This window comes from Bradyrhizobium sp. SZCCHNR1051 (assembly GCF_032489615.1).
Taxonomy (GTDB): Bacteria; Pseudomonadota; Alphaproteobacteria; order Rhizobiales; family Xanthobacteraceae; genus Bradyrhizobium.
In genome coordinates this window covers 52,384-76,618 of sequence record NZ_JAUEYJ010000029.1, presented here as the reverse complement: position 1 = coordinate 76,618, position 24,235 = coordinate 52,384, and the positions used below count along the sequence as shown (strand labels likewise).

Sequence of the window (24,235 nt, the reverse complement as noted above, 5' to 3'; positions counted from 1 at the left end):
TCGAGATGGCGTCCCTCAATTGCGCCTGAGATAGGCGAATAGATCGGCGGCCGCCGACGACGACCAATCGGCGGCGCCCTGGAGGTATCCGATGACGAGGCCCGAAGCGGAGATCAGGTAGGTGATCGGCATTCCATGGAGGATGAACGGCGCGGTCCTGCCGCTGCCGTCGCCCTGCTGGGCCACATATCCGTTCGGATCGAGGCAGATCGGCAGCGTCTTCAGCCCAAGCGACCCGACGAAACGACCGACACGGTCGCGATCGCTCCGGTCTTCGGACACCGCGACGACCTGCAGGCGATCATGGGCGACGCTGCGCGCGAGTTGATCCAGCACCGGCAGTTCGGTGCGGCAGGCCGCGCACCATGAGGCGAAGAAGTTCAGCAGGATCGGCGCGCCGCGCAGCGCGGCCAGATCGAGCGTCCCGCCCTCGAGGCGAAAAAGCCTCACCGGCGGCAGGCTCTGTTGCGGCCGCAGCAAGATGAGCTGATGGCGCCCGTCCGCGAAGGCCGGCACGTCATCGTGAGGGGGCGCAGCCAGGGCGGATCCCGCGCCCGCCATGAGGACCGACAGCAGGCCGCCGGTCACATCGCGCCGGCTCGCCACGCTCATTCCGTCACCTCCTCGACGACGAGAACGGGCGACGACTGCGGCACGGCGGGACGGAATGCGATGAAGAAGAACAGCGGATTGGGTAGCCAGTACAGCCAGCCGATCGACGGCTCACGCCGGCCATCCGGAAGCCGAAGGTCCAGCCAAACGTACAAGAACTTGTAGATGCACAGCCCGGGGATCCAGTTCAGCCGAAGATGGCCCGTCTTCAGGTAGCGCCGCCGGATGTAGAGATTTCCTTCAAACGGCGTGATGCCCCAGAGTCCGACCGGCCCCTCGGCAATCACCTCGCCGCTCGGCCGGTGCGTGATGCGCACGATGCGCGGGCGTGTGATCTGCAATCGGATACCTCCGCTGACCGCTCCGGACCATGTTGTTCCGACGGTTCGATCGCGGACCTGGAAAGGTTACCTGGCAGCTTGTCACGACGGAGCGGATATCCGCGGCGCAAATCCGGCTACGGCGGCCCGAGCCTCGACTGGCCTCACGGCTGACGAATCCGGATCGAGATCACACGCCCTGCCCGATCGCAGCGTCGCCGATCACGAGCGGACCGAGACGAAGGCAGGTTCGCGTGATCAGACTCTCCAGCTTGGCCGGCGTGAGCTGCTGCGACATCTTCGCGACGCAGGTGAACCCGACCGCCTCGGCGGCGCTCCCGGCTGCGAAAACGAATGCCAGCAGGACGAGCGCGTCCGACATCACGAACGGCGTGATGGCTTTCATGCAATTCCCCCTGCCGCAGGACCCGCGGCGGCAAGCCTCACGACACGTCCATACGATATGACTGCGCCAAGACCACAACCGTTGGCGGAACCGACCCGCTGCAGACCACCTGAAAAAAATCTGCTGGAAACGCCGGCCGTCGTGTCGGCATGTGCGCATGCGGACCGTCCTTGGGTCAGCCGTATCGATACGAGCTGGCTTGAGCACTCCCAAATGGCCGCCTATCCAAGGTTGAAGCGTGGCCTGCACCCGGACCGGAGAGGACCCCTGCGATGCCGACGAACAAAAACACGATCTGCCTGTGGTTCGACAAGGACGCCGAGGCGGCCGCGCGGTTCTATGCCGAGGTGTTTCCCGACAGCCACGTGGCCTCCGTGCACCGCGCGCCGGGCGACTATCCGTCCGGCAAGGCCGGCGACGTGCTGACAGTGCAATTCACGGTGTGTGGCATCCCCTGTCTCGGCCTCAATGGCGGCCCCGCGTTCACCCACAACGAATCGTTCTCGTTCCAGATCGCCACCGACGATCAGGCGGAGACGGACCGCTATTGGAATGCCATCGTCGGCCATGGCGGCCAGGAAAGCCAATGCGGCTGGTGCAAGGACAAATGGGGCATCTCCTGGCAGATCACGCCGCGCGCACTCACCGACGCGATGGCGGCCGGCGGAGCCGAGGCCAAGCGCGTGTTCGCCGCGATGATGACGATGAAGAAGATCGACGTCGCCGCCATCGAGGCGGCGCGGCGGGGATGACCTTGCCAGCCGGAGCGCAGCATCGCCGCGCTCCGGCGTCACGGGCACAGGCTGCCGCCGCGATGGCGCGCAGGCTGCCGTTCGACGCCAGAGCCTCGGGACGAAACAAATGACGCCGCCTGGGGAACCATGGGATTGCCAGCAGATTGGTTCCATGACGCAATCCCCCCACCCGGAGACATCTCATCACCATGAAGATTCTTACGATCACTCTCGCAGTAGCGGCGAGCACATTGATGGCTGCAGCCGCCTCCGCTGCCCCGCTCACGGCCAGTATATCGGTCCTCCCGGAGAGCAGCATCCAGCAGGTTCGCCTGGTCTGCAACGAGAACGGCCGCTGCTGGCGCCAAAGCCGCGAACGCCGTGTCATCATCCGCGAAGACCGCGGCGCCTACGGCTATGGCCGGCGCGAGCGGCGTGACTATGAAGGGCGTGGCTATGAAGATCGTGACGGCATCGGCATCCGCGCGCCCGGCGTGAGCGTCGGAATCGGCCGATAACACGTCCGACGTTCTGACTCCATGCCAAGGCATCGCGATCAGAACTGCACATGATCCACAAATGAGCCAGGCGTCCGACGTTCGCATGTCGATGCAACGATGCTACGAACGTCGGATGAGCCGTCAGGCCAGACTCGCTCTCGCTTCAGGCGATGGCGGCGACCAGATCCTCGCGACAAATAGTTTCGGGCCGGACCTCGCTATTGCGCGCGCGCACACCATATGTTGATGATCACCGCGCGTCCCCCGGCTGCCATCGGTGACTGAGAGCCATGCGCTCCCGCCGCGACCAGAAGGCGGACAGCATGTCGAAAACTTCGAACACCTCTTCGAACACCACCACGTCCAGTGCGCGCGTGGTTGGTGCGACCGCTCCTGGCGCCGCCATTCTTTGGGCTGCTGATCGTCGCCGCGATTCTGATCCGGTGGCCGCCGTTCGCAGCGGGGCGCTTGCGCCAGTTCGCCCCGACAAGCCCTCCGAGCCGGCCAAGCGAGAGCGGTCATCGCTGCACGCGACGCTCGCCACCAGGGCGGAGAATGCGTTGGAGACGGCGGGCCTGATGCAGCAGGGCGGCGAGCGCGCTGCCGCGATCAGGAAGGCGACCATCCTCGCAAACGCCGCCGAGATACTCGGGCATTTCAACGGAAGTGTCCGCTCGCGAACGAAGTGACGCTGGGGCGGCCTGCTCCTGCGTACCATCGTGCCCTCCGAGGGCGGCATCCGGTACAAGGACATGTCAGCCAATGCTCGAGATCAACCTCACCACAGAGCCTCCTCACGGCACGGTCGTGGATCCCGACTTTCTGCTGACGGAAATCATCGGGCTGAAGCGCCTGCTCGTCGAGGCCGAGAGCAATGCCAAGACCCGGTCCGAGCAGGCCGAAATCGAGGCGAGAGAACGCGAGACGGCGAGCAGGCTGCAAAAGCTCATTCTTGAGGAGCTGCACCATCGCATCAAGAATACGCTCGCGACCGTCACCGCCATCGTCTCCCAGAGCCTCCGCAACGTGCCGGCGACCAAGGATGCACAGCATGCCATCTCCGGGCGGCTCCTGGCCCTCGGACGGGCACACGATCTCCTCCTGCAAGCGAAATTGTCCAGCGGCGATCTCCGCACGGTGATCCGTACGTCCGTCCAGGCCTTCGACACGCCCGACGACTCACGCTTTGCGATCACCGGGCCCGACGTGCTGGTGACGCCGGATGCCGTCATCGCCATCGCGATGACGCTCAACGAGCTGTGCACGAACGCCCTGAAGTTCGGTGCGCTGTCCGTGCCGGAAGGACGCGTCGATCTGCTGTGGACCGTCGACCAACGCCGGGTCCGCTTCGCCTGGACCGAAAGACACGGCCCGGTCGTTCAACAGCCCGCCAGCCGAAGCTTCGGAACCCGGCTGATCGAAACGCTCGGCGTGCAGCTCGGCGGCGAGGTTCAGTTGAACTATGCGCCGTCAGGGCTCTCCTACACGTTCGACGCGCCGATCGCCGTTCTCGACTCTCCCGTGAGACCGCCGATGCACGCAACAGAAAGGGATCTCCGATGTCGCTGAGCCAATTTAGCGTCGATGAGCAGCCGCATACGATGGACGGATTGCGCCTGCTCGCCCAGGATGGCGCCGTCGGCGTCGAGGCCTTCGTCAGCCGCAAGGTGATGGACATCTGGGCCGAGTCGATCGAGCACACGGGCGGCCGGCAGAGCCTGTTTCGTGTCCAATACAATGCGCTGGGACAATTGAACCTTGCTGCGATCGAGCGGATCGTGAGCAGGAAATATCGGCGCGGCGCCGCATCCAACCGTCAGCATCCCTTCATCGAGGTGTTGTTCTCGGATATCGCCGACAGCGGTGAAACGCTCGATCTGAGCGAGCTGGTGCGAGAGCCATTGCCGCCGTCATTCCATCGGCTTGCGTGAGGCAGACGGACGGCGCACCTCAGGTCTGACCGATCAGGGTGTGCGCGGACGCGGTGCAGATCTCCTCGAGGAAGTCGAGGAAGGCACGGGCGCGCGAGGAGATCAGCTTGCGGCTCGGAAAGATCGCGGTCAGCTGGGCGGCGCGGGTGTCGAACACGACCCCCCTGCCGATCTCGACCAGCCGGCCCTCGCCGATCAGCTCGACGCAATAGTGCTCCGGCAGAAAGGAAATGCCGGCGCCATGGGCGACGGCGCGGCGCACCGCCAGCGGATTGTTGATGCGGGCGACATGCGCACCGACGTCGAAGCGGACGAGATGGCCGTGCTGCTTGATCATCAGGGTGCGATCGCCATAGCGCCGCTCGCAGATCATGAGATGGCGCTCCAGCGCGCGGACGTCGTCGCCGATGTCGTGCGCGGCGAGATAAGCGGGGCTGGTCACCCAGATCAGGCGGCCCCCGATCAGCACTTTCTGCGCCAGCTCGGAATTCTCCTGCACGCCGACCACGACCGCGATGTCGAAGCGGTCGGCCAGCATGTCGATCGCCCGCGTGGTGGCCTCGACATCGAGCTCGATGCGCGGATAGCGGCGGTGGAATTCGGCGAGCTGCGGCGCCAGGATCTCCTCGCAGAATGCCGGCGGCAGCGCCACGGACAGTCGGCCGCTGGGCACGCCGACCAGCCCGGTCATGACCGCGTCGGCCTCAGAGACCTGATCCAGGATCTTCTGACATTGCTGGAAGAACAGCTCGCCCTCGCGGGTCACCCGGACGCGCCGCGAGTTGCGGTCGAACAGCCGGATGCCGAGATCCTGCTCGAGCCGGGCGACCGATTTGCTGACCGAGGATTTCGGCATGCCCAGCGACCGCGAGGCGCCGGTCATGCCGCCGGTCGCGACCACCGCATGGAACACCGGAATGTCCTCGATCCGCCATTTCATCCTAGAGCCGCTCGTTCATCGAGAGAAACGATCCGTGCACGTTAGCATGATTGTCTAGCATGGGAAACTTCGTAAGGTCCGTCCCAGCACGGCCGCGGGTCACAGTCCACGGCGGCCCATTTCGCGGAGGGACACTTGGCCCGGATCATCGGCGGCATCGGCGCCTCGCACTCGCCCACCATCGGCTTCGCACTCGACACCAACAAGCAGAACGACCCGGCCTGGAAGCCGATCTTCGACGGCTTCGCAGTCGTGCGCGACTGGGTGAAGCAGAAGGACATCGACGTCCTGTTCATGATCTACAACGATCACATCACCTCGTTCTTCTTCGATCACTACTCCGCCTTCGCGCTCGGCATTGACGACCGGTATATCGCCGCCGACGAAGGCGGCGGACCGCGCGACGTGCCGCCGGCGAAGGGCCACCTCGGCCTGTCGCAGCACGTCGCGATGGCGATGATGGCGGACGAGTTCGACATGTCGTTCTTCCAGGGCAAGCCGGTCGATCACGGCCTGTTGTCGCCGCTGTCGATGATGGGCGATGCCAGCGGCCCGTGGCCGGGCATGGTGGTGCCGCTGCAAGTCGGCGTGCTGCAATTGCCGATTCCCAATGCGAAGCGGATGTGGAAGCTCGGCAAGACGCTGCGCAAGGCGATTGAGAGCTATCCGGAAGACCTGAAAGTGGCGATCTTCGCCACCGGCGGGCTGTCGCACCAGGTTCACGGCGAGCGCGCCGGCTTTCTGAACGAAGACTGGGACAACGAATTCCTCGATCTGCTGGAGAACGACCCGGAGCAGCTGACGGCGATGCGCATCGCCGACTACGCGGTCAAGGGCGGCATGGAAGGCGCCGAGGTCATCATGTGGCTGATCATGCGCGGTGCGCTCTCGGACAGTGTGAGGCTCGTGCACAAACAGACCTACGCGCCGTCGGTGACCAACATCGCCACGCTGGTGTTCGAGGATCTCGGCGGCGCGCCCGACCCGCAGGAGGTCGCGGCCTATCGCGCACACATCGGCCATGAACTCGCGGGCGCGGAGATGCTGACCGGCACCTACCCGTTCACCCATGGCCGCAGCCAGGCCAATTTCCGCATCAACGACTTCCTGCACCGGCTCGTCATCCCCGCGCATCGCGCGAGATTCGTTGCGGAATTCGACGCGCTGGCGGACGAGCACCGTCTCACGGACGAGGAGCGCGAGCTCATCAAGAACCGCCGCTGGATCGAGATGATCCGACGCGGCGTCAGCTTCTTCGTGCTGGAGAAGATGGCCGCCGTGATCGGCGTCTCCAACCCGGAGGTCTATGCCGCGTTTCGCGGCGAGACGCTGGAAGCCTTTCTGAAGACCCGCAAGGTGCCGATGCGCTACTCCGTCGCCGGTGGCGCCAAGGCGGACGCGATCGACGCCCATTGACATTGGCACGCACGACCCGCGCCGCCGCCCCGCAGCGGCGACGCAGGTCATGTCTCCGGCGTTGATGCCGCGCGCCTTGGCCCAGCACTCCAGGACCTTGCGCTCGTCGCAGCGTGCACAAGCGGAAAAGCCGCCGCGCCCCGCGGCGAACGCCGCTTGGCCCTCCCCTTGCATCGGCCTCTCATGAGCCGGTTCGCAAGATGGAGTTGTCAGATGTCCGACAGCCTGCATACCGTCGTCGTGGCCAGGAAGGCCATCGAGGCGCACAACATGGCCTCATTCGAACTTGTCCCGGCGGACGATCAGCCGCTGCCGGGCTTCACCCCCGGCAGCCATATCGACGTCACCCTGCCGAACGGACTCACACGGCAATATTCGCTGCTGAACAGCGCCGCCGAACGCAATCGCTACTGCATCGGCGTGTGGAAGGATGCCAACAGCCGCGGCGGCTCCAAGGCGCTGCATCTCGATATCAACGAAGGCGACAAGCTGCAGGTCAGCCGCCCACGCAACCGCTTCAAGATCCCGAAGGACACCAAGCGCGCGCTGCTCGTGGCGCGCGGCATCGGCGTCACGCCGATCCTGTCGATCGCGGACACGCTGAAGGCGAAGAACATCCCGTTCGAGCTGCACTACGTGTTCGCGCTGATGTCGCCGGATTCGTTCCGTAGCACCATCGAGGCCTCGGCCTTCGTCGAAGATACGACATACTACAAGGAAGCCACTGAGGACAATCAGCTGCTGAAGGCCGCCGAGCTGCTGGCCGACCGGCCCGACGACACCCAGCTGTTCATCTGCGGCGTCGACTGGTGGATGGATCCGATCGTCGCGCTGGCCAAGCAGAAGGGCTTTGCCGAGGAGCGCATCCATGTCGAGCGCTTCACCGCGAAGGCGGCCGCGGCGCTACTCGACAAGGTGTTCGACGTCACCATCAAAAGCACCGGCGCGACCTTCAAGATCCCCGGCGACAGGACCGTGACCGCGTTTCTCGAGGAGAACGGCGTCAAGATCGCAACCTCCTGCGAGCAGGGCCTATGCGGCACCTGCAAGACCAGGGTCGTCGAGGGCGAGGTCGACCATCGCGACAAGCGCCTGTCGGCGGCGCAACGCGCCGAAGGCTACTTCCTGCCCTGCGTATCGCGCGGCAAGGGCGACCGGCTGGTGCTGGATCTCTAGCACCGTGACGACCGAGACCGATCTGTGGCAGACCGCGTGGATCATCGCGCAACAGCATGGGACCGACGGGCCTGCGTTCGCGGCCCGCATGGCCGACGGCTTCAGGCTCGGCCACAAGGTCGCCGCGCATCGGGCGTGGCTGTCGATCGCGGCCAAGGTCGCCGTGCTGATCGACGACAGCGCATCGGGCACCACGCACCGGCATTGATATGTCGAGAAGCGGACAGTTCTGATCGCGCTGTTCAGAATCGGACACGCTGTGTCGGCGCGTCATTCCGGGGCGACGCGCAGCGGCAAGCCCGGAATCCATATCCACCAGCCGTGGTTATGGATTCCGGGCCTGCGCCCAACGGGCTCATGACGACGGGGAGGCAGTTGCGGCTGTTCGGAACGTTTTTTGCTCCGCCTGACGCAGTCACCAAGCGACCGTCCAACATGCGCGAACGCGCAGGTCGCGCCTTGTGAGGAAGCATGTCCGTGTCACAGTCCGGCACGGCGGACGTTCCAGCCGCCGCCGACATCGCGTTGGCCTATCACGCCCGCACCAAGCACAGCCTCAAGCGCTATGCGGCGGGGCCGGAGACGCTGGACTGGGACGCGCAGCCCAATCCGTTCCGCGAGTTCGCCGGCAGCCCGCGCACCGATCTGCCGCTGACCTCGGACCGTCTCGCCGTGAGCTTCGCCGATGCCTGCGACGCCACGGCGCCGGTCCAGCCGTTGACGATCGACGGCGTCGCGCTGCTGCTGGAATTGTCGTTCGGGCTGGCGGCCTGGAAGGAGTACGGCCCTGACCGCTGGGCGCTGCGCTGCAATCCCTCCAGCGGCAATCTGCATCCGACCGAGGCCTATGTCATCGCGGAGAATGTGACAGGGCTCAGCGACGGTCTTCATCACTATGTCAGCCGCGATCACGTGCTGGAGCAACGTTGCCGCCGCGGCAGGCCATCGCATGGCGAGCCGCGGCTATGGCTCGCGCTGTCCTCGATCCATTGGCGCGAGGCGTGGAAATATGGCGAGCGCGCGTTCCGCTACTGCCAGCTCGACCTCGGACATGCGATCGGCGCTGTCAGCTACGCCGCCGCTGCGCTCGGCTGGTACGCGCACGTGATCGACGGCATCGACAGTGCGAGACTCGCAGCGCTGATGGGACTCGATCGCGCGGATGATTTCGCCGGCGTCGAGACCGAGAATGCCGATGTGCTGCTCGCGATCACGCCGCGCGATGCGAGCTCGCGGTCGCCCGCCGGTTTGCCATCACTCGCCACGATCGACGACACGTGGAAAGGTCAGGCGAACCGGCTCGATCGCCATCCGCTCTACCGCTGGCCCATCATCCCCGAGGTGAGCGCGGCCACGGCCGGCGCGGCGCAGGATGCGATCTCCATTCCGTGGCGGTGCCCGCCGCTGACGCGGCAATCACAGGCGCGCGCGGCCGAGCTCATTCTCGGTCGTCGCAGCGCGCAGCGCTTCGACGCCAGGTTCACGATGGATCTCGCAACGTTGCTTCACCTTCTCGACGCGCTGCTGCCGCGCGCTACGCCGCCATGGACCATCTGGCCGTTCGCGTCGCGGCTGCATCCGCTGCTATTCGTCCATCGCGTCGAGGGGCTCACGCCCGGGCTCTATGCGCTGCCGCGCGGCAGCGGGGCGGAGACCAGCCTGCGGCGCGCGCTGCGTCCCGACTTCGACTGGCAGCCGGTCGAGCGCGTGCCTGATCATCTGCCGTTGTTCCGGCTGCTACCGACCGACAGCCGCGGCGTGATCCGCACCGCGAGCTGTCACCAGGCGATCGCGGGCGACGGCTGCTTTGCGATGGCGATGCTCGCCGAGTTCACGCCGGCCGTCAGCGACCATCCGTGGCGCTATCGGCAACTGCATTGGGAGGCCGGCCTGATCGGCCACGTGCTCTACCTCGAAGCCGAGGCGGCGGGTCTGCGCGGCACCGGCATCGGCTGCTTCTTCGACGACTCCGTGCACGAGATGCTCGGCGTGGTCGGAGAGCAGTTCCAGGTGCTCTATCACTTCACGGTCGGCCGTCCCCTGACCGATGATCGCATCACGACGCTGGCGGCCTATCCCGGCCGAACGCGCAATGAAGCGGGAGTCCTGCCATGAGACCGCGTATTCCGTTTCAGCGCATCGATGTCGACCACGCAGCCGAGCTGCTGCAGCGCGACGATGTGCTGCGCTTCGACGTCCGCGACAACGCCTCGTTCGACACCGCGCATATGGCCGGCGCGCGGCATCTCACCCAGCGCAATCTCGCCGAGATGATCGCCGGCACGAGCAGGCGCGCGCCGATCCTGATCTACTGCTATCACGGCAATGCCAGCCAGGACTACGCGCAGACCCTCTCCGATTTCGGCTTCACTGAGGTCTATAGCCTCGACGGCGGCTATGAGGCGTGGCGCCAGCGTTGTCCCGCGCGGAGCGGCGCGGCGAATGTCAGTCCGGCCCTGGCGGCGTGGCTCGCCGCCCAGGGCTTTCCCGCTGACGGTGTCGACGCCATCATCGCCAATCGGACCACGCCGCTGATGAAGGCGGCACATCTCGGCAATGTCGTCGTCATCCGCGAGTTGCTCTCTGCCGGCGCCGACATCGCCGCCAGGAACGCGGACGGCAATAACGCACTGTGGCTCGCCTGCGTCGGCCGGCATCTCGACGCCATCGACGCGCTGGTCGAGGCCGGCATCGATCTCGACAACAGCAACGACAATGGTGCGACAGCGCTGATGTATGCGTCCTCCTCCGGCAAGGCCGATGTGGTCGCGCATCTCCTGGCCAGGGGCGCGGACATCCGCACCGAGACGCTCGACGGCTTTTCCGCGCTCGACATGGCCGCTTCGCTCGAATGCCTGAACCTGCTGCGGAATGCGGTCAAGGCGGCGGCTTCAAAGGCGCCCGCGCCCGAGGTCCGACCGTGACCGTCATCGAGCACGATTTCGGCATGCAGCAGCGTCAGGTCGAGCGCCGCTTCCGGACGCTGCTCAGCCTCGATGCGCTGCACGAGGCCAATGTCCGCGCCAATCCCATTCCTTATCTGGAACGCGCCAGCGAGCGCATCTACCAGCTCGAGAAGGCGCTGTTCGATGCGCTGCAGGCGGCGACGGCTGCAGCCGACGATCATGGCGAGACGGTGAGCATCAGCAAGGCCGAGCATCAGCGCCTGCTGCAATGCCGCGCCATCGTCGAGAGCGCCTATGCGCAGTTCGTCGCCGATCAGCCCGAGACCTGACTGAACGAGGTTGGAGAAAGAGATGAGTGAAGGATTCTTCGTAGACTGGGATGGCAACCTGCGCAGTGCCGCCGATCCCGGCGGCGGATATCTGTGCGACATCGACACTGTCGCGCGCTATGTCGCGGTGACGACCAAGAACGGCACGCTGGTGCACGAGGCGACCTTTTTCAGAACCCGGGCCGATGTCGACAAGGCCGGCATCAAGGCACAGCTTGTGTCGGGTACCCATCCGTGGGGCAAGAAGGCGGATGGGTTCTGAGGGTCCGCCGAACGACATCACGTAGTGAGTGTCATTGCGAGCGAAGCGAAGCAATCCAGGGCTCAGGTAGGATTCTGGATTGCTTCGTCGCTTCGCTCCTCGCAATGACGTTGGAAACCCCATCCGTCAATCCGGGTGGATCATGATCTCCATGGTCTCGTCGAGGTCGTCGAACGGGTCGGGAAGATCTTCCACCAGCGCGACGCCGCACAGGCAGACCTCGCCGTCGATGACAGCGAGCGCAATCGGCTCCAGGCTCTGCCCTGCGCAGGCACCGACGTTGCACAGCCCGGTGTCGATCTCGAACGTTGCGCCATGCCGTCCGCAGCGCAGCAGCGTCCGATCCGGAGTGAAGAACTGGCCGCTACCGATGTTCAGCCATTTGCCCTCGTGTGGGCAGCTGTTGACATAGCCGACAAAGCCGCCGGACACAGTGTGAATGATCACGATAGGAAACGGCCGCGCCTCGCCATTGTCGCCGATCCGCGACAGGCTGAACGCCTTGGCTTCACCCGGCGCGATGCCGGCAGTCGGACAGATCACGAAGATTTCCGGCTCACGTTCCGTCATGCGCGGCGCTCCCTGACCGACGCGACGGAGCTACGGGACCGCGATGACGTCTCCCGTCGCAAACCTGACGGCAGCGGCCCGACGTGTCGAGCCACGGCGCATCAGTCTCGATCTGTCCCGATCCTTGCATGAAGCATGCCGTAGGCATCGAAGACACGCGCGATGTCGGCTTGGAGACAATGATGGCCGCGATGAAATTCTACATGACGCCGGGATCGTGCTCGACCGGCATCCACATCATTCTGGAAGAGCTTGAGGAGGTGTTCGAGGCCCATATCGTCAACCTGCCGGCCGGCGACAATTTCAAACCGGACTATGTGGCCATCAACCCGAAATCGACGATTCCGGCGCTGGTGCGCAGCGACGGCAGCGTGCTGACGGAGGTGCCGGCGATTGCCTATTGGCTCGGCCGCTCCAGGTCGCGCGCCAGATTATGGCCTTCGGATATCGAGACCGAAACGCGGCTGCTCGAAGCCATGAGCTACATTGCCGGAACGGTGCATGGCCACGGCTTCGCGCGCATCTTCGCCACGCCGACCTTCAGCCGCAACGAGGCCGACCAGGAGTCGGTGCGCGCGCTCGGCCGCAACATCGTCGTGAAGGGCTTTGCCATCCTGAACAAGATGCTCGACGGGCAGTCCTATCTCGGCGGCGAATTCTCGGTCGCCGATCCGATCCTGTTCTATGTCGAGTTCTGGGCCGACAAGACCGGCATTGCGCTGCCGGCCAACCTGCTCGCGCACTACCGCCGCATGCTCGCGCGCCCGGTCGTGCAGCGGGTGCTGCGCGAGGAAGGGTACAGTCCGGCGACCTTGGGGCAGGCCAGCCAGTTGTAGCCGATCTACTCCGCGGCCTCCGGCAGCAGCTCGTGGTCGCCCAGATCGATGCCGCGGAAGATGGCGCAGCGGCGGAAGACCTCGATGGTCGGGCGGACGCTCTTGTGGTGGCAATATTTGGCGACCAGCTTGGCCAGCCCCTTGATGTCGCGGCCTGACGCGCCTGGGAACGTGTCCACCAGCAGCTCCACCAAGCCGGCATCGACGTTCAAGCCGAACTGCGCGCACATCACCCGCCAGATCCGGCCGCGCGCTTGCGCGTCCGGCGCCTGGAACTTGATCAGCGCGATGCAGCGCGACACGATCGCTTCATCGATGTCGTCGATGCGATTGGTGGTCAGGAACAAGAGCCCGTTGAAATATTCCAGCACACGCAGGAATACGCCGACGACGGCATTCATCGTCATGTCGTCCTCGCGCCGCTTGATGTAGACGTCGGCCTCGTCGATCAGCATGACCGCGCCCCAACGCTGCGCGCGCGTCAGCACATCCTTCAGCGCACTCTCCATCGCCGCGACGTTCAGCCCGAGCTGACCGGAATGCACGCGGTACAGCGGCCGGCCGATGATCTCGGCGTAGACCTCCGCCGTCAGCGTCTTGCCGACGCCGGGCGGCCCCGCGCAAAGCACGGTGGTGCCGCCGGACTTGCCGGCGACGATGTCGTCCATCAAGAGGTCCATCTCGGCAGTGAGGATGTCGATCAGATCGGTCTGCTCCTCCGGCAGCACCAGCTTCTGCTTGAGCTCGGGCTGATAGGCGTAGGGCACCATGTCGTCGGCATGCACCCAGAGATAATGGTGCAGGTCGAGATGGAACATCAGCATGTAGGGATGGACGGGAATGCGGCAGAAGATGCCCTTCGGGATCGCCGCCCTGGATTCTTCGACCTCCTGCTCTGCGTCATAGAGGTTGCTCTTGGCGGCCTTGCGCAGGTACTGCCCGAGTATGTCGCCCGTGACCTCGAGCGTCAGCGCCCGCTCGGTGAGAATGCCTTCGTCGTTGACGAGCCGCGCGCTGCCGCCGCCGGACGACAGCACGATCACGTCCTTGCGCGACCAGTCCATGTCGCGATGCGAGGAGTTCGGATCATCGGCGAAGAAGCCGATGCCGCGGCCGGAGAACTGCGCTCCGTAGCGGCCGCGCCAGGCGAAATAACGCTCGGCCGTCTCGTCATAGGCGGATATCAGCTCGGGTGTTTCCTTGAGGAAGCCCTTGGCGGCGAAGATTTCGGCGACCGTCCTGCCGACGATGTCGCCGGCGGAGATGCGCAGGGTGGACGTGGTGATCGCGCCCTTGGCGTTGGCCTTGAGCTCGATGAAGACGCGGCCGGCCTCGTCATTCGACGGTGCGGTGTAGTCGAGTCGCGTCACGACATAGGGCAGCGGCCGGCTGGCGACGTTGGCCGTGAACATCCAGCCGCGGATGGCGTCCGAGATCAGGTAGCGCGCAATCGCCGGCAGCACCGATTCCAGTTCGTGCTCGGAGAACCGGGCGCCGGAATCGGCAAAGGCGCGCTGCAAGGTGGCGATCTGCGCCGCACGGGCGTGCCATTCGGGACCGGCCTTCTGGTAGCTGTCGCGCAGGAAGTCGAGCTCGGCGGTCGCGAGTTGCGCCATATTGACCTCGACCTTGTCGCCGAAACGCAGCTGCTCCGTCAACGAGGCCAGGCGCGGGAAGGCCGCCGCCATCGCCAGGATGGTCGGACGTTCGATCTGCAGCTTCATCGGTCGTACCTCGACGCTGTCGGACTCACGACGACATTCTCGTCGGCGTGCGCGTCACGTCTCCCGACTTTGCCAGCAGCAGGCGGTTGGCGGCGAGCGAGAACTCCTGCCAGGCGGCGGCGATGTCGCGCAGGATCGTCTGCACGTAGTCCTTCGACGGCTTGTGCTCGAACGGAAAGTTCGACAGCGCGCAGGAGGTGCGATTGAAGGCTATGGCATCGTCGAGCAGCGACTGCATGACATCGCGGAACGGTTTCTGGATCTCCGGCATCAGGGCGGAGCGCCCGCGTTCGACGGCGACGTCGCGCATGTCGAAGGTCAGTGCGTCCAGCACCTGCAGCGCCGCCGCGAACACCCCCTCGGTGGCTCCGAGAACAGCGAGCTGGGTCAGTTGCTCGCGCTGCTGCGTAGCGAGGCTGCGGTTGAGCCGCTGCCGATAATCGTCGAACGCGGCATCACGCTGCGCGGCGACCCAGGCGCCGAACCAGGCGAGGCTCGCTGCGTTGCCCGACAGCCCGTCGCCGATCGCCACGGCCGGCCGCGGCCCGGCGATCTCGCCCATGCTCCGGGCCATCGCACGCTCGATGCGCTTGGCGGCGTTCAGGGCACCTTCGAGATAACCGGCCGCGTGGCTTGCGGTCTCGGCGCCACCGAGGTGCAGCCGCCCGTCCCATAGCGCCCGCCGCAGCATCGGATTGGCGATCTCGCTGTGCTCGCCGCGCGGCGTGGTGCGATCCAATGCGCTGCAGGTGAAGCGCTCGGCCGCCCAGTCCTGATAGTGCTGCTCGCCGCCTTCCAGCGCGGAGCCGAACAGCTGCACCATCTGGCTGTCCATCAGCAGCGGCAGCCCGACACTGAAGGTCGCGCGCAGATCGGGCGAGAAGGCGAGGAAGCCGCCGAGCGCAGCACGGTCGCCGCCGGCATCGCAGGCGTCGAAGATCTCGCCGATCACGGCCTGCTCGTGGCTGACGAACGCATTGCCGGACCGGCCCTGGTCGCGCCAATGCGCCTGGTCGTAGGCGATCACGACCTTGGCCTGCGCCGCCATCCAGGTCTCGGCACCGCGCATCGCATCGAAAGTCGCGTCGTCCAGCTCGGGAAAGAAGCCGACGTGATCGATCAGCAGCCGCGGCGGCAGCGCGAGCACGGCGCGCTTGGCCTCGATCGCGACCGATTCCGTTGATGTGGCAAAGATCAGCCGCACATGCGTGCCGCAATCGACGATGCGCACCAGCTCATGGCCGAGATGGATGAAGGGCTGCGGCAGATCACGCGCCAGCGCCTCGACCAGCTTCGTCATGCCGCCGGAGAGCCGGCGCGCGCCCTGGTGGACCGGCGGCCCGCCGATCTGCTCGGCCGACTTGTCCGCCTCCTTCAGATGAAGAACCGTGCCGTCATCGTGCTGGGCAAAGTCGGACAGGCCGAGCTCCGCGATCAAGCCGGTCAGCAGCGGCTGGGTGTCCGGCCAGAACCAGGTCGGGCCGAGGTCCAGCGCAAGCCCCGCCTTGCTCCTGGCCGACAGCACACGCCCGCCTAGGCGATGTCGGGCTTCGAACAAAGCGAACGTGCTGCCGCGCTGCTGCAGGCTGCGCGCGAGTGCCATTCCGCACAATCCACCTCCGACAATGGCCGTTTCGAGCATGGCAGGACCTCGGCTGATGCGCTGCGATCGCGTCTCGACCGGGTCCTGCAAGAAGCTTGCAAGTTTTTGCGGGCCCGGATGTGTGCGTTTCCAAACATTGCTTGATTTTCGCACCGGCTTGGCTCACCTCATCACAATGAGCGACGAGCGCGAGATCCTGGCCGCCAATGCGGCCTTTTATGCTGCCTTCACGGCCGGCGATTTCGCGGCACTCGTCGCCCTCTGGGCCGATCGCGACGGCATCTCCTGCATTCATCCGGGCTGGACGGCGATCGTCGGCCGCGCCGCCGTGATCGGCAGCTGGCGCGACATGCTCGCCAACCCGGGCCGGCCGAACATCGTCTGCGCGGACCCGCACGCGATCGTCGACGGCGATCATGGTCACGTGCTCTGCATCGAGCTGGTGGACGGCGCGGCGCTCGCGGCGGCCAATCACTTCGCGCGCATCGACGGCGCCTGGCGGATGATCCACCACCAATCCAGCCCGATCGCGCAGCTCGCGACGCCGGAACACGACGCCGACGGCCATCGTCTCCACTGATCGCCGCATGTGGCACGAAATTTGATCTACCCTCCCTGACCGGCAGCAATGTCGGGGATTGTTGATTTTCGTCGCGTCGGATTCGGGTCGAATGTCCGTCTCCACGCAAGGCGATCTGCGCAGGCTGCGACCAGCAACGTGCAGATGCCGACGGGAGACAGGGATGGCACGCGTTCTGACCGCCTATCTGAAACGCAGCGATGTGCCGACGCGCACAGCGTTGCAGCAGGCCATCGACCTCGCGCTCGGACAGGCGCAGGGAGCACTGGTATGAACATGACGGCTCCACTTCAGCCGACGGCGATCCATGCCGTGCCTGCCGAGCTCTGCGACTGCGGCTTCCGCCTGCTGATGATCCGCCAGTTCAATGTCGGCGCGGTGCCGCCGGCCTTCGCCATCATCGATCAGCGCGTCATGCGCATGCCGCAGCGGCTCGGCCGCCATGGCGTGTCGTTTGCCGCCACGTTCCTGCCCGAGGTGATGTCATGGCTGATCGATCATCTCGGCCGGCCATCGCTGCATGATGAGACCGGCCGCTCCTACCGCAATCCGCGCTGGCCTGTCGTGTGCTGGCATGACCAGGAACGCTACTGGCCGAGCGGCGCCGTCACGGTCGAGTGGTTCGCCGAGGTTGCCTTCCAGGATCACGCATCATGGATGGCATTTCGCACCCATTGGCACGAAAGCCTGACGGGCCGGAATGCCGGCGCAGACGCGACCGATGGAGAAGCAGAGCAGCGCGACGCGTACGATGCGGAAAAGGAATTTGCCGGCGAGGTGCTTCAGCAGGCATGATCTGCCAAAGTGATGCGGAGCCGTGCCGGGCTCTGTTCGATGCCGGTCGAGGCGTGATATCAAGGACGTGATCAAACCGCGCGGAGACTCTCATGCGCTACGTCTCATGGTTCGGAGGCTGGCTCGGTCATTTGCTGCCGCAAGGGCGCGCTGACAGCCGTCTCAAAGCGCACGACATCCTCACCCGGCGCCCGGCCGCCGAGTTGTCCAATGAGGACCTGTTCTACATCGCGATGCTCGGCCCTCACGTCTGAGTGGGACCAGATCCCTCGCCCATCGCGCCGCCCATCGGCGGCCTCCCGCCTCGATACGACACGAGCCCGACATGACTGACATTGCGCGCTTCCGCGACTTCGTCGCCGATACGGCACGCCTCGTCGCAAGCACGACAAACGAGCCGGAGCTGCTCGCCGCGCTCGCACCGAAACTGAAGGAGCTGGTCGCGCATGACGACTGGCTGCCTCAGGCCTTTGCGGTCGCCGACGGCGGCCGCTACCGACAATATCTGCTGTATGCCGATCCGCTCGATCGGTTCTCCATCGTGAGCTTCGTGTGGGGCCCCGGCCAGGGCACGCCGGTGCACGACCATCGCGTCTGGGGCCTCGTCGGCGTGCTGCGCGGCGAGGAACGCTCGGTCAGCTACGCGCGGCAGCCGGACGGCACGTTGCGCGCGGCTGCGCCGGAGCCGCTGCGGGCTGGACAAACGGCCGCGGTATCGCCACACATTGGCGACATCCACGCGATCTCCAACGGTCTGGCGGACCGCTCCTCGATCAGCATCCACGTCTATGGCGGCAATATCGGCCGCATCCGCCGTGCGGTGTACGATGTGGAGACCGGCGCCGCGCGAGACTTCATTTCCGGATATTCGAATGACACCGTCCCCAACCTCTGGCCCGACCGCGCCGCCGCCTGACGGTTTCCGCATCATCACACCGACCGAGTTGCGGCGGCGCTGGCGCGCCGGCGAGGAGGTTGCGCTGCTCGATGTCCGCGAGGAAGGCCCCTACTCGCTGTCGCACCCGTTCTTCGCGGTGTCGCTGCCACTGTCGCAGATCGAGCTGCGCATCCTCGATCTCGTGCCGCGTCTGAATGTAGCCGTCGTCGTTTATGATGATGGCGAAGGCTATGCCGCCCGCGCGGTGCCGCGCATTCATGCACTGGGCTACACCGACGTCGCGATGCTCGCTGGCGGGCTGTCGGGCTATGCGCGCCATGGCGAGGTGTTCCGGGACGTCAACGTGCCGAGCAAGGCGTTCGGCGAATTGGTCGAGGCCATCCGGCACACGCCGTCGCTGTCGGCCGACGAAGCCAAGGCGCTGATCGAGCGCGAGTCGAATCTGGTCGTGCTCGACGCCCGCCGCTTCGAGGAATATCGCACCATGAGCATCCCGCGCGGGGTCAGCGTCCCCGGCGGCGAGCTGGCGTTTCGGGCGCGCGAGGTCGCGCCGTCGCCCGACACCACGATCATCGTCAACTGCGCCGGACGCACGCGCTCGATCATCGGCACGCAGTCGCTGATCAATGCCGGGCTGCCGAACAAGATCTATGCGTTGCGCAACGGCACGATCGGCTGGACACTTGCCGGCCATCAGGTCGAGCGCGGCAAGACCGCGCGCGTCCTGGAGCGGCCACGGACGAGCTACGCGACCGCGCTGGCTGATGCCAAGGCGTGGGCCGAGCGCGTCGGCGTCGGCGTGCTCGATGCCGCGACATTCGCGCGCCATCAGGCCGAAGCCGGGATGCGCACGCTGTATTGCCTCGACGTCCGCACGCCCGAGGAACATGCCGCCGGCCATCCGACTGGCTTCGTGTCGGCACCGGGCGGCCAGCTGGTGCAGGCGACCGACGAGTGGGTGGGCGTGCGCGGCGCCCGTCTGGTGCTGTTCGACGATGACGGCGTGCGCGCACGCATGACGGCGTCGTGGCTGAAGCAGATGGGCTGGGACGTGGCGGTCGTGGGACCGGATGTCGTTGGAGCGACCGAAACGGAAATCCGCGCCGCACGCCGACCGCCGCCGCCGCGGCTTGGCGACGCGGCAATCAGCGCCGAGCAACTCGCGGCCGATCCCGCTGCGTGGACGATCGTCGATCTCACGCGCAGTCCGAGCTACAAGGCCGGACACATTCCGGGCGCACATTTCGTGCTGGCGTCGCGCTTTGCGGATGATCTCGCCAAGCTGCCCGGCGACGGTCCGATCGTGCTGACCAGCAACGACGGCAGCGAAGCCGCGCTTGCGCTTGCGGATGCACGTGCCGCGACGACGCGTGAGCTCCGCGTGCTCAGCGGCGGCACGCGCGCCTGGACGGCTGCCGGGCATGTGCTGGAGAGCGATCGGTCCTCATGGATCTCGCTTGCCGACGACGTCTACAAGCGTCCCTATGAGGGCACCGACAACGCCGCCGAAGCGATGCAGGCCTATATCGACTGGGAGCTGCAACTCGTCGCTCAGCTCGCCAATGACAGCGTGTCGAATTTCCACGTGGTGTAGTTCTGGTGAATGCGCAGGGTGGGCAAAGCCGCATTCGCGACGCGAATGCCGCGTGCCCACCGCTTTCACGCGGGTCGCGAGACGTGGTGGGCAGGCGCCGCCTTCGGCGTCGCTTTGCCTACCCTAGGTCGTTACAGCTTCACCGGGAGCTGCGCGCCGAACTCAACGGCGCTGGTTGTAGACGTCGATGCAGACGGCGCCGAGCAGCACCAGGCCCTTGATGACCTGCTGATAGTCGATGCCGATGCCGAGGATGGACATGCCGTTGTTCATCACGCCCATGATCATGGCGCCGATAACAGCGCCGCCGACCCGTCCGACGCCGCCATAGGCCGAGGCACCGCCGATGAAGCAGGCCGCGATGACGTCGAGCTCGAAGCCGAGGCCGGCCTTCGGCGTCGCGGTGTTGAGCCGGGCGGCGAAGATCAGGCCGGCCAGCGCGGCCAGCACGCCCATGTTGACGAAGGTCATGAACACGAGCCGCTCGGTCTTGATGCCCGACAGCTTGGCGGCCTTGGCGTTGCCGCCGACCGCATAGATCTGCCGGCCGACCACGGTGCGGCGCGTCATGAAGCCGTACAGCGCGATCAGCGCGGTCATGATGACCAGCACGTTGGGAAGGCCGCGATGCGAGGCGATCAGGTAGGTGAAATACAACAGTGCGCCGGCCAGCACGACGTTCTTGGCAGCGAAGAAGCCGAACGGCTCGACCTCGATGCCGTGCTCCACCTCGCGCGCACGGCCCTTGACGCTGGCATAGACCAGAATGAGCGTCAGCACCGCGCCGATCGCGAGCGACGTGGGATAAAGATGCGCCGCGCTCGGCATGAACTCAGGGATGAAGCCGGACGACAGCTTCTGGAACGTACCCGGGAACGGCCCGACCGATTGCCCCTGCAGCAGCGCCAGCGCCAGACCCTTGAACACCAGCATGCCCGCCAAGGTGACGATGAACGACGGAATGCCGAAATAGGCCACCCAATAACCCTGCGCGGCGCCGATCGCGGCGCCGACGATCAGGCAGGCGATGATCGCGAGCGGGAAGTCGACGTGATAGCGCACCATCAGCACGGCGGCGACGGCGCCGACGAAGCCCGCAACCGAGCCGACCGACAAATCGATGTGCCCGGTCACGATCACCAGCAGCATGCCCAGCGCCATGATGACGATATAGCTGTTCTGCAGCACCAGGTTGGTGAGGTTGAGCGGCTGCAGCAGGGTGCCGTCGGTCATGAACTGGAAGAACAGCATGATCACGAACAGCGACAGCAGCATGCCGTAGCTGCGCAGATTGTTCTTCAGGAAGCCGCTGTGCGACTTCTCCTCCGGGAGCGAAACCGTCTTGTCGGTCATTGCTGGCGTCCTCCCGACCGCTTACGCGGCCGTCTCCTGGTTCTTGATGGTTTCATTACGCATGATGGCGCGCATGATCTTTTCCTGCGTCGCCTCCGGCCCGGCGAACTCGCCGACGAAGGCGCCGTCATTCATCACGCAGATGCGGTCGCAGATTCCGAGCAGCTCCGGCATCTCCGATGAGATCACGACAACACCCCGGCCGGCATCCGCGAGCTCCTGGATGATACAGTAAATCTCATACTTTGCGCCAACGTCGATGCCCCGCGTCGGCTCGTCGAGGATCAAGACCTTGGGATCGGTCATCAGCCATTTCGACAGCACGACCTTCTGCTGGTTGCCGCCGGAGAGCTGGCCGGCCTCCTGATAGACGTCGGAGCAGCGGATCCGCATCCGGCCGCGGTAGCCGGACGCCGCCTTGAGCTCGGCGATGTCGTCGATCACGCCGTTCGGCGCGACCTGAGAGAGGCTCGCCAGCGTGATGTTCTTGCGCACGTCGTCGGCCAGAATCAGGCCGAGCTGCTTGCGGTCCTCGGTGACATAGGCGAGGCCGGCGTCGATCGCGGCCGGTACGCTGTTGAGAGTGACGTCGTGGCCTTCGAGGCGGGCGCGGCCCGTGATGTTGACGCCCCAGGAGCGGCCGAACAGGCTCATGGCGAATTCGGTGCGCCCCGCGCCCATCAGGCCGGCGATGCCGACGATCTCGCCGCGGCGCACCTGGAAATCGACGTTCTTGATTACCTGGCGGTCGGTATGCTGCGGATGGTAGACCGACCAGTTCTCGACCGTGAACACGGGCTCGCCGATCTTCGGCTGCCGCTCGGGGAAGCGGTGCGCCATGTCGCGATTGACCATGCTCTTGATGATCCGGTCCTCCAGAACCGGCTCGGCACGGCAATCGATGCTGTCGACGCTGCGCCCGTCACGCAGCACCGTGATGCGATCGGCGACGCGGGCGACCTCGTTGAGCTTGTGCGTGATCAGGATCGAGGAGATGCCCTGCTCGCGGAAGGTGACGAGGCGGTCGAGCAGCGCCTGGCTGTCGGCCTCGTTCAGGCTCGCCGTCGGCTCGTCCAGGATCAATAGCTTGACACGCTTGGACAGCGCCTTGGCAATCTCGACCAATTGCTGCTTGCCGACGCCTAGATCGGTGATCAGCGTATCCGGCGATTCCTTCAAGCCCACCTGAGCCAGCAATTGCTGGGTGCGGCGGTAGACCTCGTCACGATCGATGACGCCAAAGCGTGACGGCGCATGCGACAGGAAGATATTCTCGGCGATCGACATCAGCGGAATCAGCGCGAGCTCCTGGTGGATAATGATGATGCCGAGCGCCTCGGAATCGTTGATGTCACGGAAGCGCCGCTCCTCGCCTTCGAAAATGATCTGGCCCTCATAGCGGCCGTAGGGATAGACGCCGCTCAGCACCTTCATCAGGGTCGACTTGCCGGCGCCATTCTCGCCGACGAGGGCGTGGATCTCGCCCGCCGCGACCGTAAAGCTGACGTCGCGGAGCGCCTGCACGCCCACGAAGCTCTTGCTGACGCTGCGCATCTCGAGGATTGCCGTCATCGCGCTGTATCCCGCAACACTTGAAGTCGTTGAGATAAGAGGAGCCGGCGAGCGCATGGCCGCGCTCGCCGGCCATGAGATCACTCGACCTGCGACTTTTTGTAGTAGCCGCCTTCGATCAGGACCTTCTCCCAGTTGCTCTTGTCGACCACGACCGGCTTGAGCAGATAGGCCGGGACGACCTTGACGCCGTTGTTGTAGGTCTTGGTGTCGTTGACCTTCACTTCCTTGCCGCTCAGCGAAGCATCGACCATGTCGGCGGTCACCTTGGCGAGGTCGCGGGTGTCCTTGAAGATGGTCGAGTACTGGTCGCCGCGCAGGATCGCCTTGACCGACGGCACCTCGGCGTCCTGGCCGGAGATGACCGGCATCGGCTGGTTGCCGCTGCCATAGCCGACGCCCTTCAAGGACGAGATGATGCCGATCGAGAGGCCGTCATAGGGTGACAGCACCGCATCGACACGCTTGTTGCCGTAATAGGCGCTGAGCAGGTTGTCCATGCGGGCCTGGGCGGTGGCACCGTCCCAGCGCAGGGTCGCAACCTTGTCCATGCCCTTCTGGCCGGAGGCGACCACGAGCTTGCCGGAGTCGAGATAGGGCTGCAGCACCGACATCGCGCCATTGTAGAAGAAGTAGGCGTTGTTGTCGTCCGGCGAGCCGCCGAACAGCTCGATGTTGAACGGTCCCTTGCCGTCCTTCAGCCCGAGCTTGTCCACGATCGACTGCGCCTGCAGCACGCCGACCTGGAAGTTGTCGAAGGTCGCGTAGTAGTCGAGGTTCGGCGTGTCGCGGATCAGGCGGTCATAGGCGATCACGGTGATGCCCTTGGCCTTGGCCTGCTTCAGCACGTCCGACAGCGTGGTGCCGTCGATCGCGGCGATCACCAGCACCTTGGCGCCCTTGGTCACCATGTTCTCGATCTGCGAGAGCTGGTTCGGAATATCGTCCTCGGCATATTGCAGGTCGGTGGTGTAGCCGCGCTCCTTCAGCACCTTCACGATGTTGTTGCCGTCGTCGATCCAGCGCGCCGAGGATTTGGTCGGCATCGCGATGCCGACGGTCCCCTTGCTCTGGGCCAGCGCAGCGCTGGACAGCGCCATCGCGCCGAGGCCGGCCAGCGCGGCGGCCATGATGGTCTTCATTCTCGACATGTCTTCACTCCCTTTGGATTTTCGAAT

Annotated in this window: 28 protein-coding genes; 18 read left to right on the top strand and 10 right to left on the bottom strand. The window is 65.5% G+C overall.

The window, feature by feature from the left end:
- Nucleotides 1-15: 15 nt before the first annotated feature.
- From QW868_RS30020 to QW868_RS30010, 3 genes are all read right to left on the bottom strand, one after another.
- Nucleotides 16-606: a TlpA disulfide reductase family protein gene (locus tag QW868_RS30020; RefSeq protein WP_316232231.1), complete on the bottom strand. Its 591-nt coding sequence runs from the start codon at nt 604-606 to the stop codon at nt 16-18.
- A 2-nt stretch (nt 607-608) separates the two neighbouring features.
- Complete coding sequence (locus QW868_RS30015; RefSeq protein ID WP_315772081.1) at nt 609-953, bottom strand: hypothetical protein; 345 nt, start codon at nt 951-953, stop codon at nt 609-611.
- A gap of 169 nt (nt 954-1,122) precedes the next feature.
- On the bottom strand, nt 1,123-1,338 hold the full coding sequence (locus QW868_RS30010; RefSeq protein ID WP_316232230.1) for a hypothetical protein: 216 nt from the start codon (nt 1,336-1,338) through the stop codon (nt 1,123-1,125).
- Nucleotides 1,339-1,610: 272 nt separating this feature from the next.
- On the opposite strand from QW868_RS30010, the gene QW868_RS30005 reads away from it, so the two are divergent.
- The 5 genes from QW868_RS30005 to QW868_RS29985 all read left to right on the top strand — a co-directional run bounded on the left by QW868_RS30005 (nt 1,611) and on the right by QW868_RS29985 (nt 4,503).
- Nucleotides 1,611-2,090 (top strand): VOC family protein, encoded by a 480-nt coding sequence (locus tag QW868_RS30005; protein ID WP_315796785.1) that lies wholly within the window; start codon nt 1,611-1,613, stop codon nt 2,088-2,090.
- A 191-nt stretch (nt 2,091-2,281) separates the two neighbouring features.
- Nucleotides 2,282-2,590: a hypothetical protein gene (locus QW868_RS30000; RefSeq protein ID WP_316232229.1), complete on the top strand. Its 309-nt coding sequence runs from the start codon at nt 2,282-2,284 to the stop codon at nt 2,588-2,590.
- 305 nt (nt 2,591-2,895) lie between these two features.
- On the top strand, nt 2,896-3,261 hold the full coding sequence (locus QW868_RS29995) for a hypothetical protein (protein ID WP_316232228.1): 366 nt from the start codon (nt 2,896-2,898) through the stop codon (nt 3,259-3,261).
- 73 nt (nt 3,262-3,334) lie between these two features.
- Nucleotides 3,335-4,141 (top strand): sensor histidine kinase, encoded by an 807-nt coding sequence (locus QW868_RS29990; protein ID WP_315811771.1) that lies wholly within the window; start codon nt 3,335-3,337, stop codon nt 4,139-4,141.
- Nucleotides 4,132-4,503 (top strand): signal transduction histidine kinase, encoded by a 372-nt coding sequence (locus QW868_RS29985; protein ID WP_315796782.1) that lies wholly within the window; start codon nt 4,132-4,134, stop codon nt 4,501-4,503. The genes QW868_RS29990 and QW868_RS29985 overlap by 10 nt, the downstream gene beginning before the upstream one ends.
- 19 nt (nt 4,504-4,522) lie before the next feature.
- Here the strand turns inward: QW868_RS29985 and QW868_RS29980 are convergent, their stop codons facing one another.
- The gene (locus QW868_RS29980) at nt 4,523-5,443 is read right to left on the bottom strand and encodes a LysR family transcriptional regulator (RefSeq protein WP_316232227.1); all 921 of its coding nucleotides are present in this window, start codon (nt 5,441-5,443) and stop codon (nt 4,523-4,525) included.
- A 135-nt stretch (nt 5,444-5,578) separates the two neighbouring features.
- On the opposite strand from QW868_RS29980, the gene QW868_RS29975 reads away from it, so the two are divergent.
- The 7 genes from QW868_RS29975 to QW868_RS29945 all read left to right on the top strand — a co-directional run bounded on the left by QW868_RS29975 (nt 5,579) and on the right by QW868_RS29945 (nt 11,532).
- Nucleotides 5,579-6,859: a gallate dioxygenase gene (locus QW868_RS29975; RefSeq protein ID WP_316232226.1), complete on the top strand. Its 1,281-nt coding sequence runs from the start codon at nt 5,579-5,581 to the stop codon at nt 6,857-6,859.
- Between the two features lie 213 nt (nt 6,860-7,072).
- Entirely contained in the window at nt 7,073-8,035 is a 963-nt protein-coding gene (locus QW868_RS29970) for a PDR/VanB family oxidoreductase (protein ID WP_316232225.1), read from the top strand.
- Nucleotides 8,036-8,039: 4 nt separating this feature from the next.
- Nucleotides 8,040-8,243 carry a hypothetical protein gene (locus QW868_RS29965; protein WP_315776080.1) on the top strand — a complete coding sequence of 68 codons (204 nt, stop codon included), beginning with the start codon at nt 8,040-8,042 and terminating at the stop codon, nt 8,241-8,243.
- Between the two features lie 263 nt (nt 8,244-8,506).
- Entirely contained in the window at nt 8,507-10,150 is a 1,644-nt protein-coding gene (locus QW868_RS29960) for a nitroreductase family protein (RefSeq protein ID WP_316232224.1), read from the top strand.
- A gap of 65 nt (nt 10,151-10,215) precedes the next feature.
- Nucleotides 10,216-10,959 carry an ankyrin repeat domain-containing protein gene (locus QW868_RS29955; RefSeq protein WP_316232241.1) on the top strand — a complete coding sequence of 248 codons (744 nt, stop codon included), beginning with the start codon at nt 10,216-10,218 and terminating at the stop codon, nt 10,957-10,959.
- A complete protein-coding gene (locus tag QW868_RS29950) occupies nt 10,956-11,270 on the top strand; it encodes a hypothetical protein (protein WP_316232223.1) in 315 nt (104 codons plus the stop codon). The genes QW868_RS29955 and QW868_RS29950 overlap by 4 nt, the downstream gene beginning before the upstream one ends.
- A gap of 22 nt (nt 11,271-11,292) precedes the next feature.
- The gene (locus QW868_RS29945; protein WP_315738450.1) at nt 11,293-11,532 is read left to right on the top strand and encodes a hypothetical protein; all 240 of its coding nucleotides are present in this window, start codon (nt 11,293-11,295) and stop codon (nt 11,530-11,532) included.
- A 126-nt stretch (nt 11,533-11,658) separates the two neighbouring features.
- On the opposite strand, the gene QW868_RS29940 is transcribed toward QW868_RS29945, so the two are convergent.
- Nucleotides 11,659-12,102, bottom strand: coding sequence for a Rieske (2Fe-2S) protein (locus QW868_RS29940; protein WP_316232222.1), 444 nt, complete (start codon nt 12,100-12,102; stop codon nt 11,659-11,661).
- A 191-nt stretch (nt 12,103-12,293) separates the two neighbouring features.
- Here QW868_RS29940 and QW868_RS29935 point away from each other — a divergent pair, with 191 nt between their 5' ends.
- Nucleotides 12,294-12,938: a glutathione S-transferase family protein gene (locus QW868_RS29935; protein ID WP_316232240.1), complete on the top strand. Its 645-nt coding sequence runs from the start codon at nt 12,294-12,296 to the stop codon at nt 12,936-12,938.
- Between the two features lie 5 nt (nt 12,939-12,943).
- Here the strand turns inward: QW868_RS29935 and QW868_RS29930 are convergent, their stop codons facing one another.
- Together QW868_RS29930 and QW868_RS29925 are read right to left on the bottom strand one after the other, a co-directional pair.
- A complete protein-coding gene (locus QW868_RS29930) occupies nt 12,944-14,662 on the bottom strand; it encodes an ATP-binding protein (protein WP_316232221.1) in 1,719 nt (572 codons plus the stop codon).
- Between the two features lie 25 nt (nt 14,663-14,687).
- Nucleotides 14,688-16,304, bottom strand: coding sequence for a flavin monoamine oxidase family protein (locus tag QW868_RS29925; RefSeq protein ID WP_316232220.1), 1,617 nt, complete (start codon nt 16,302-16,304; stop codon nt 14,688-14,690).
- Nucleotides 16,305-16,440: 136 nt separating this feature from the next.
- Here QW868_RS29925 and QW868_RS29920 point away from each other — a divergent pair, with 136 nt between their 5' ends.
- The 5 genes from QW868_RS29920 to QW868_RS29900 all read left to right on the top strand — a co-directional run bounded on the left by QW868_RS29920 (nt 16,441) and on the right by QW868_RS29900 (nt 20,132).
- Nucleotides 16,441-16,845, top strand: a complete 405-nt coding sequence (locus QW868_RS29920) for a nuclear transport factor 2 family protein (protein WP_316232219.1) — start codon at nt 16,441-16,443, stop codon at nt 16,843-16,845.
- A gap of 276 nt (nt 16,846-17,121) precedes the next feature.
- A complete protein-coding gene (locus QW868_RS29915; protein ID WP_316177285.1) occupies nt 17,122-17,640 on the top strand; it encodes a hypothetical protein in 519 nt (172 codons plus the stop codon).
- A 92-nt stretch (nt 17,641-17,732) separates the two neighbouring features.
- The gene (locus QW868_RS29910; protein ID WP_315738455.1) at nt 17,733-17,894 is read left to right on the top strand and encodes a hypothetical protein; all 162 of its coding nucleotides are present in this window, start codon (nt 17,733-17,735) and stop codon (nt 17,892-17,894) included.
- Between the two features lie 71 nt (nt 17,895-17,965).
- Nucleotides 17,966-18,556 carry a cysteine dioxygenase gene (locus tag QW868_RS29905; protein WP_316232218.1) on the top strand — a complete coding sequence of 197 codons (591 nt, stop codon included), beginning with the start codon at nt 17,966-17,968 and terminating at the stop codon, nt 18,554-18,556.
- On the top strand, nt 18,513-20,132 hold the full coding sequence (locus QW868_RS29900; protein ID WP_316232217.1) for a rhodanese-like domain-containing protein: 1,620 nt from the start codon (nt 18,513-18,515) through the stop codon (nt 20,130-20,132). Before QW868_RS29905 ends, QW868_RS29900 begins: the two co-directional genes overlap by 44 nt.
- A gap of 162 nt (nt 20,133-20,294) precedes the next feature.
- Here QW868_RS29900 and mmsB read toward each other — a convergent pair whose 3' ends face one another.
- The 3 genes from mmsB to chvE form a co-directional block, all read right to left on the bottom strand.
- The gene (mmsB, locus tag QW868_RS29895; RefSeq protein ID WP_316232216.1) at nt 20,295-21,485 is read right to left on the bottom strand and encodes a multiple monosaccharide ABC transporter permease; all 1,191 of its coding nucleotides are present in this window, start codon (nt 21,483-21,485) and stop codon (nt 20,295-20,297) included.
- A gap of 21 nt (nt 21,486-21,506) precedes the next feature.
- A complete protein-coding gene (mmsA, locus tag QW868_RS29890) occupies nt 21,507-23,057 on the bottom strand; it encodes a multiple monosaccharide ABC transporter ATP-binding protein (protein ID WP_315776072.1) in 1,551 nt (516 codons plus the stop codon).
- Nucleotides 23,058-23,137: 80 nt separating this feature from the next.
- A complete protein-coding gene (chvE, locus tag QW868_RS29885; protein WP_315796773.1) occupies nt 23,138-24,208 on the bottom strand; it encodes a multiple monosaccharide ABC transporter substrate-binding protein in 1,071 nt (356 codons plus the stop codon).
- Nucleotides 24,209-24,235 lie beyond the last annotated feature (27 nt).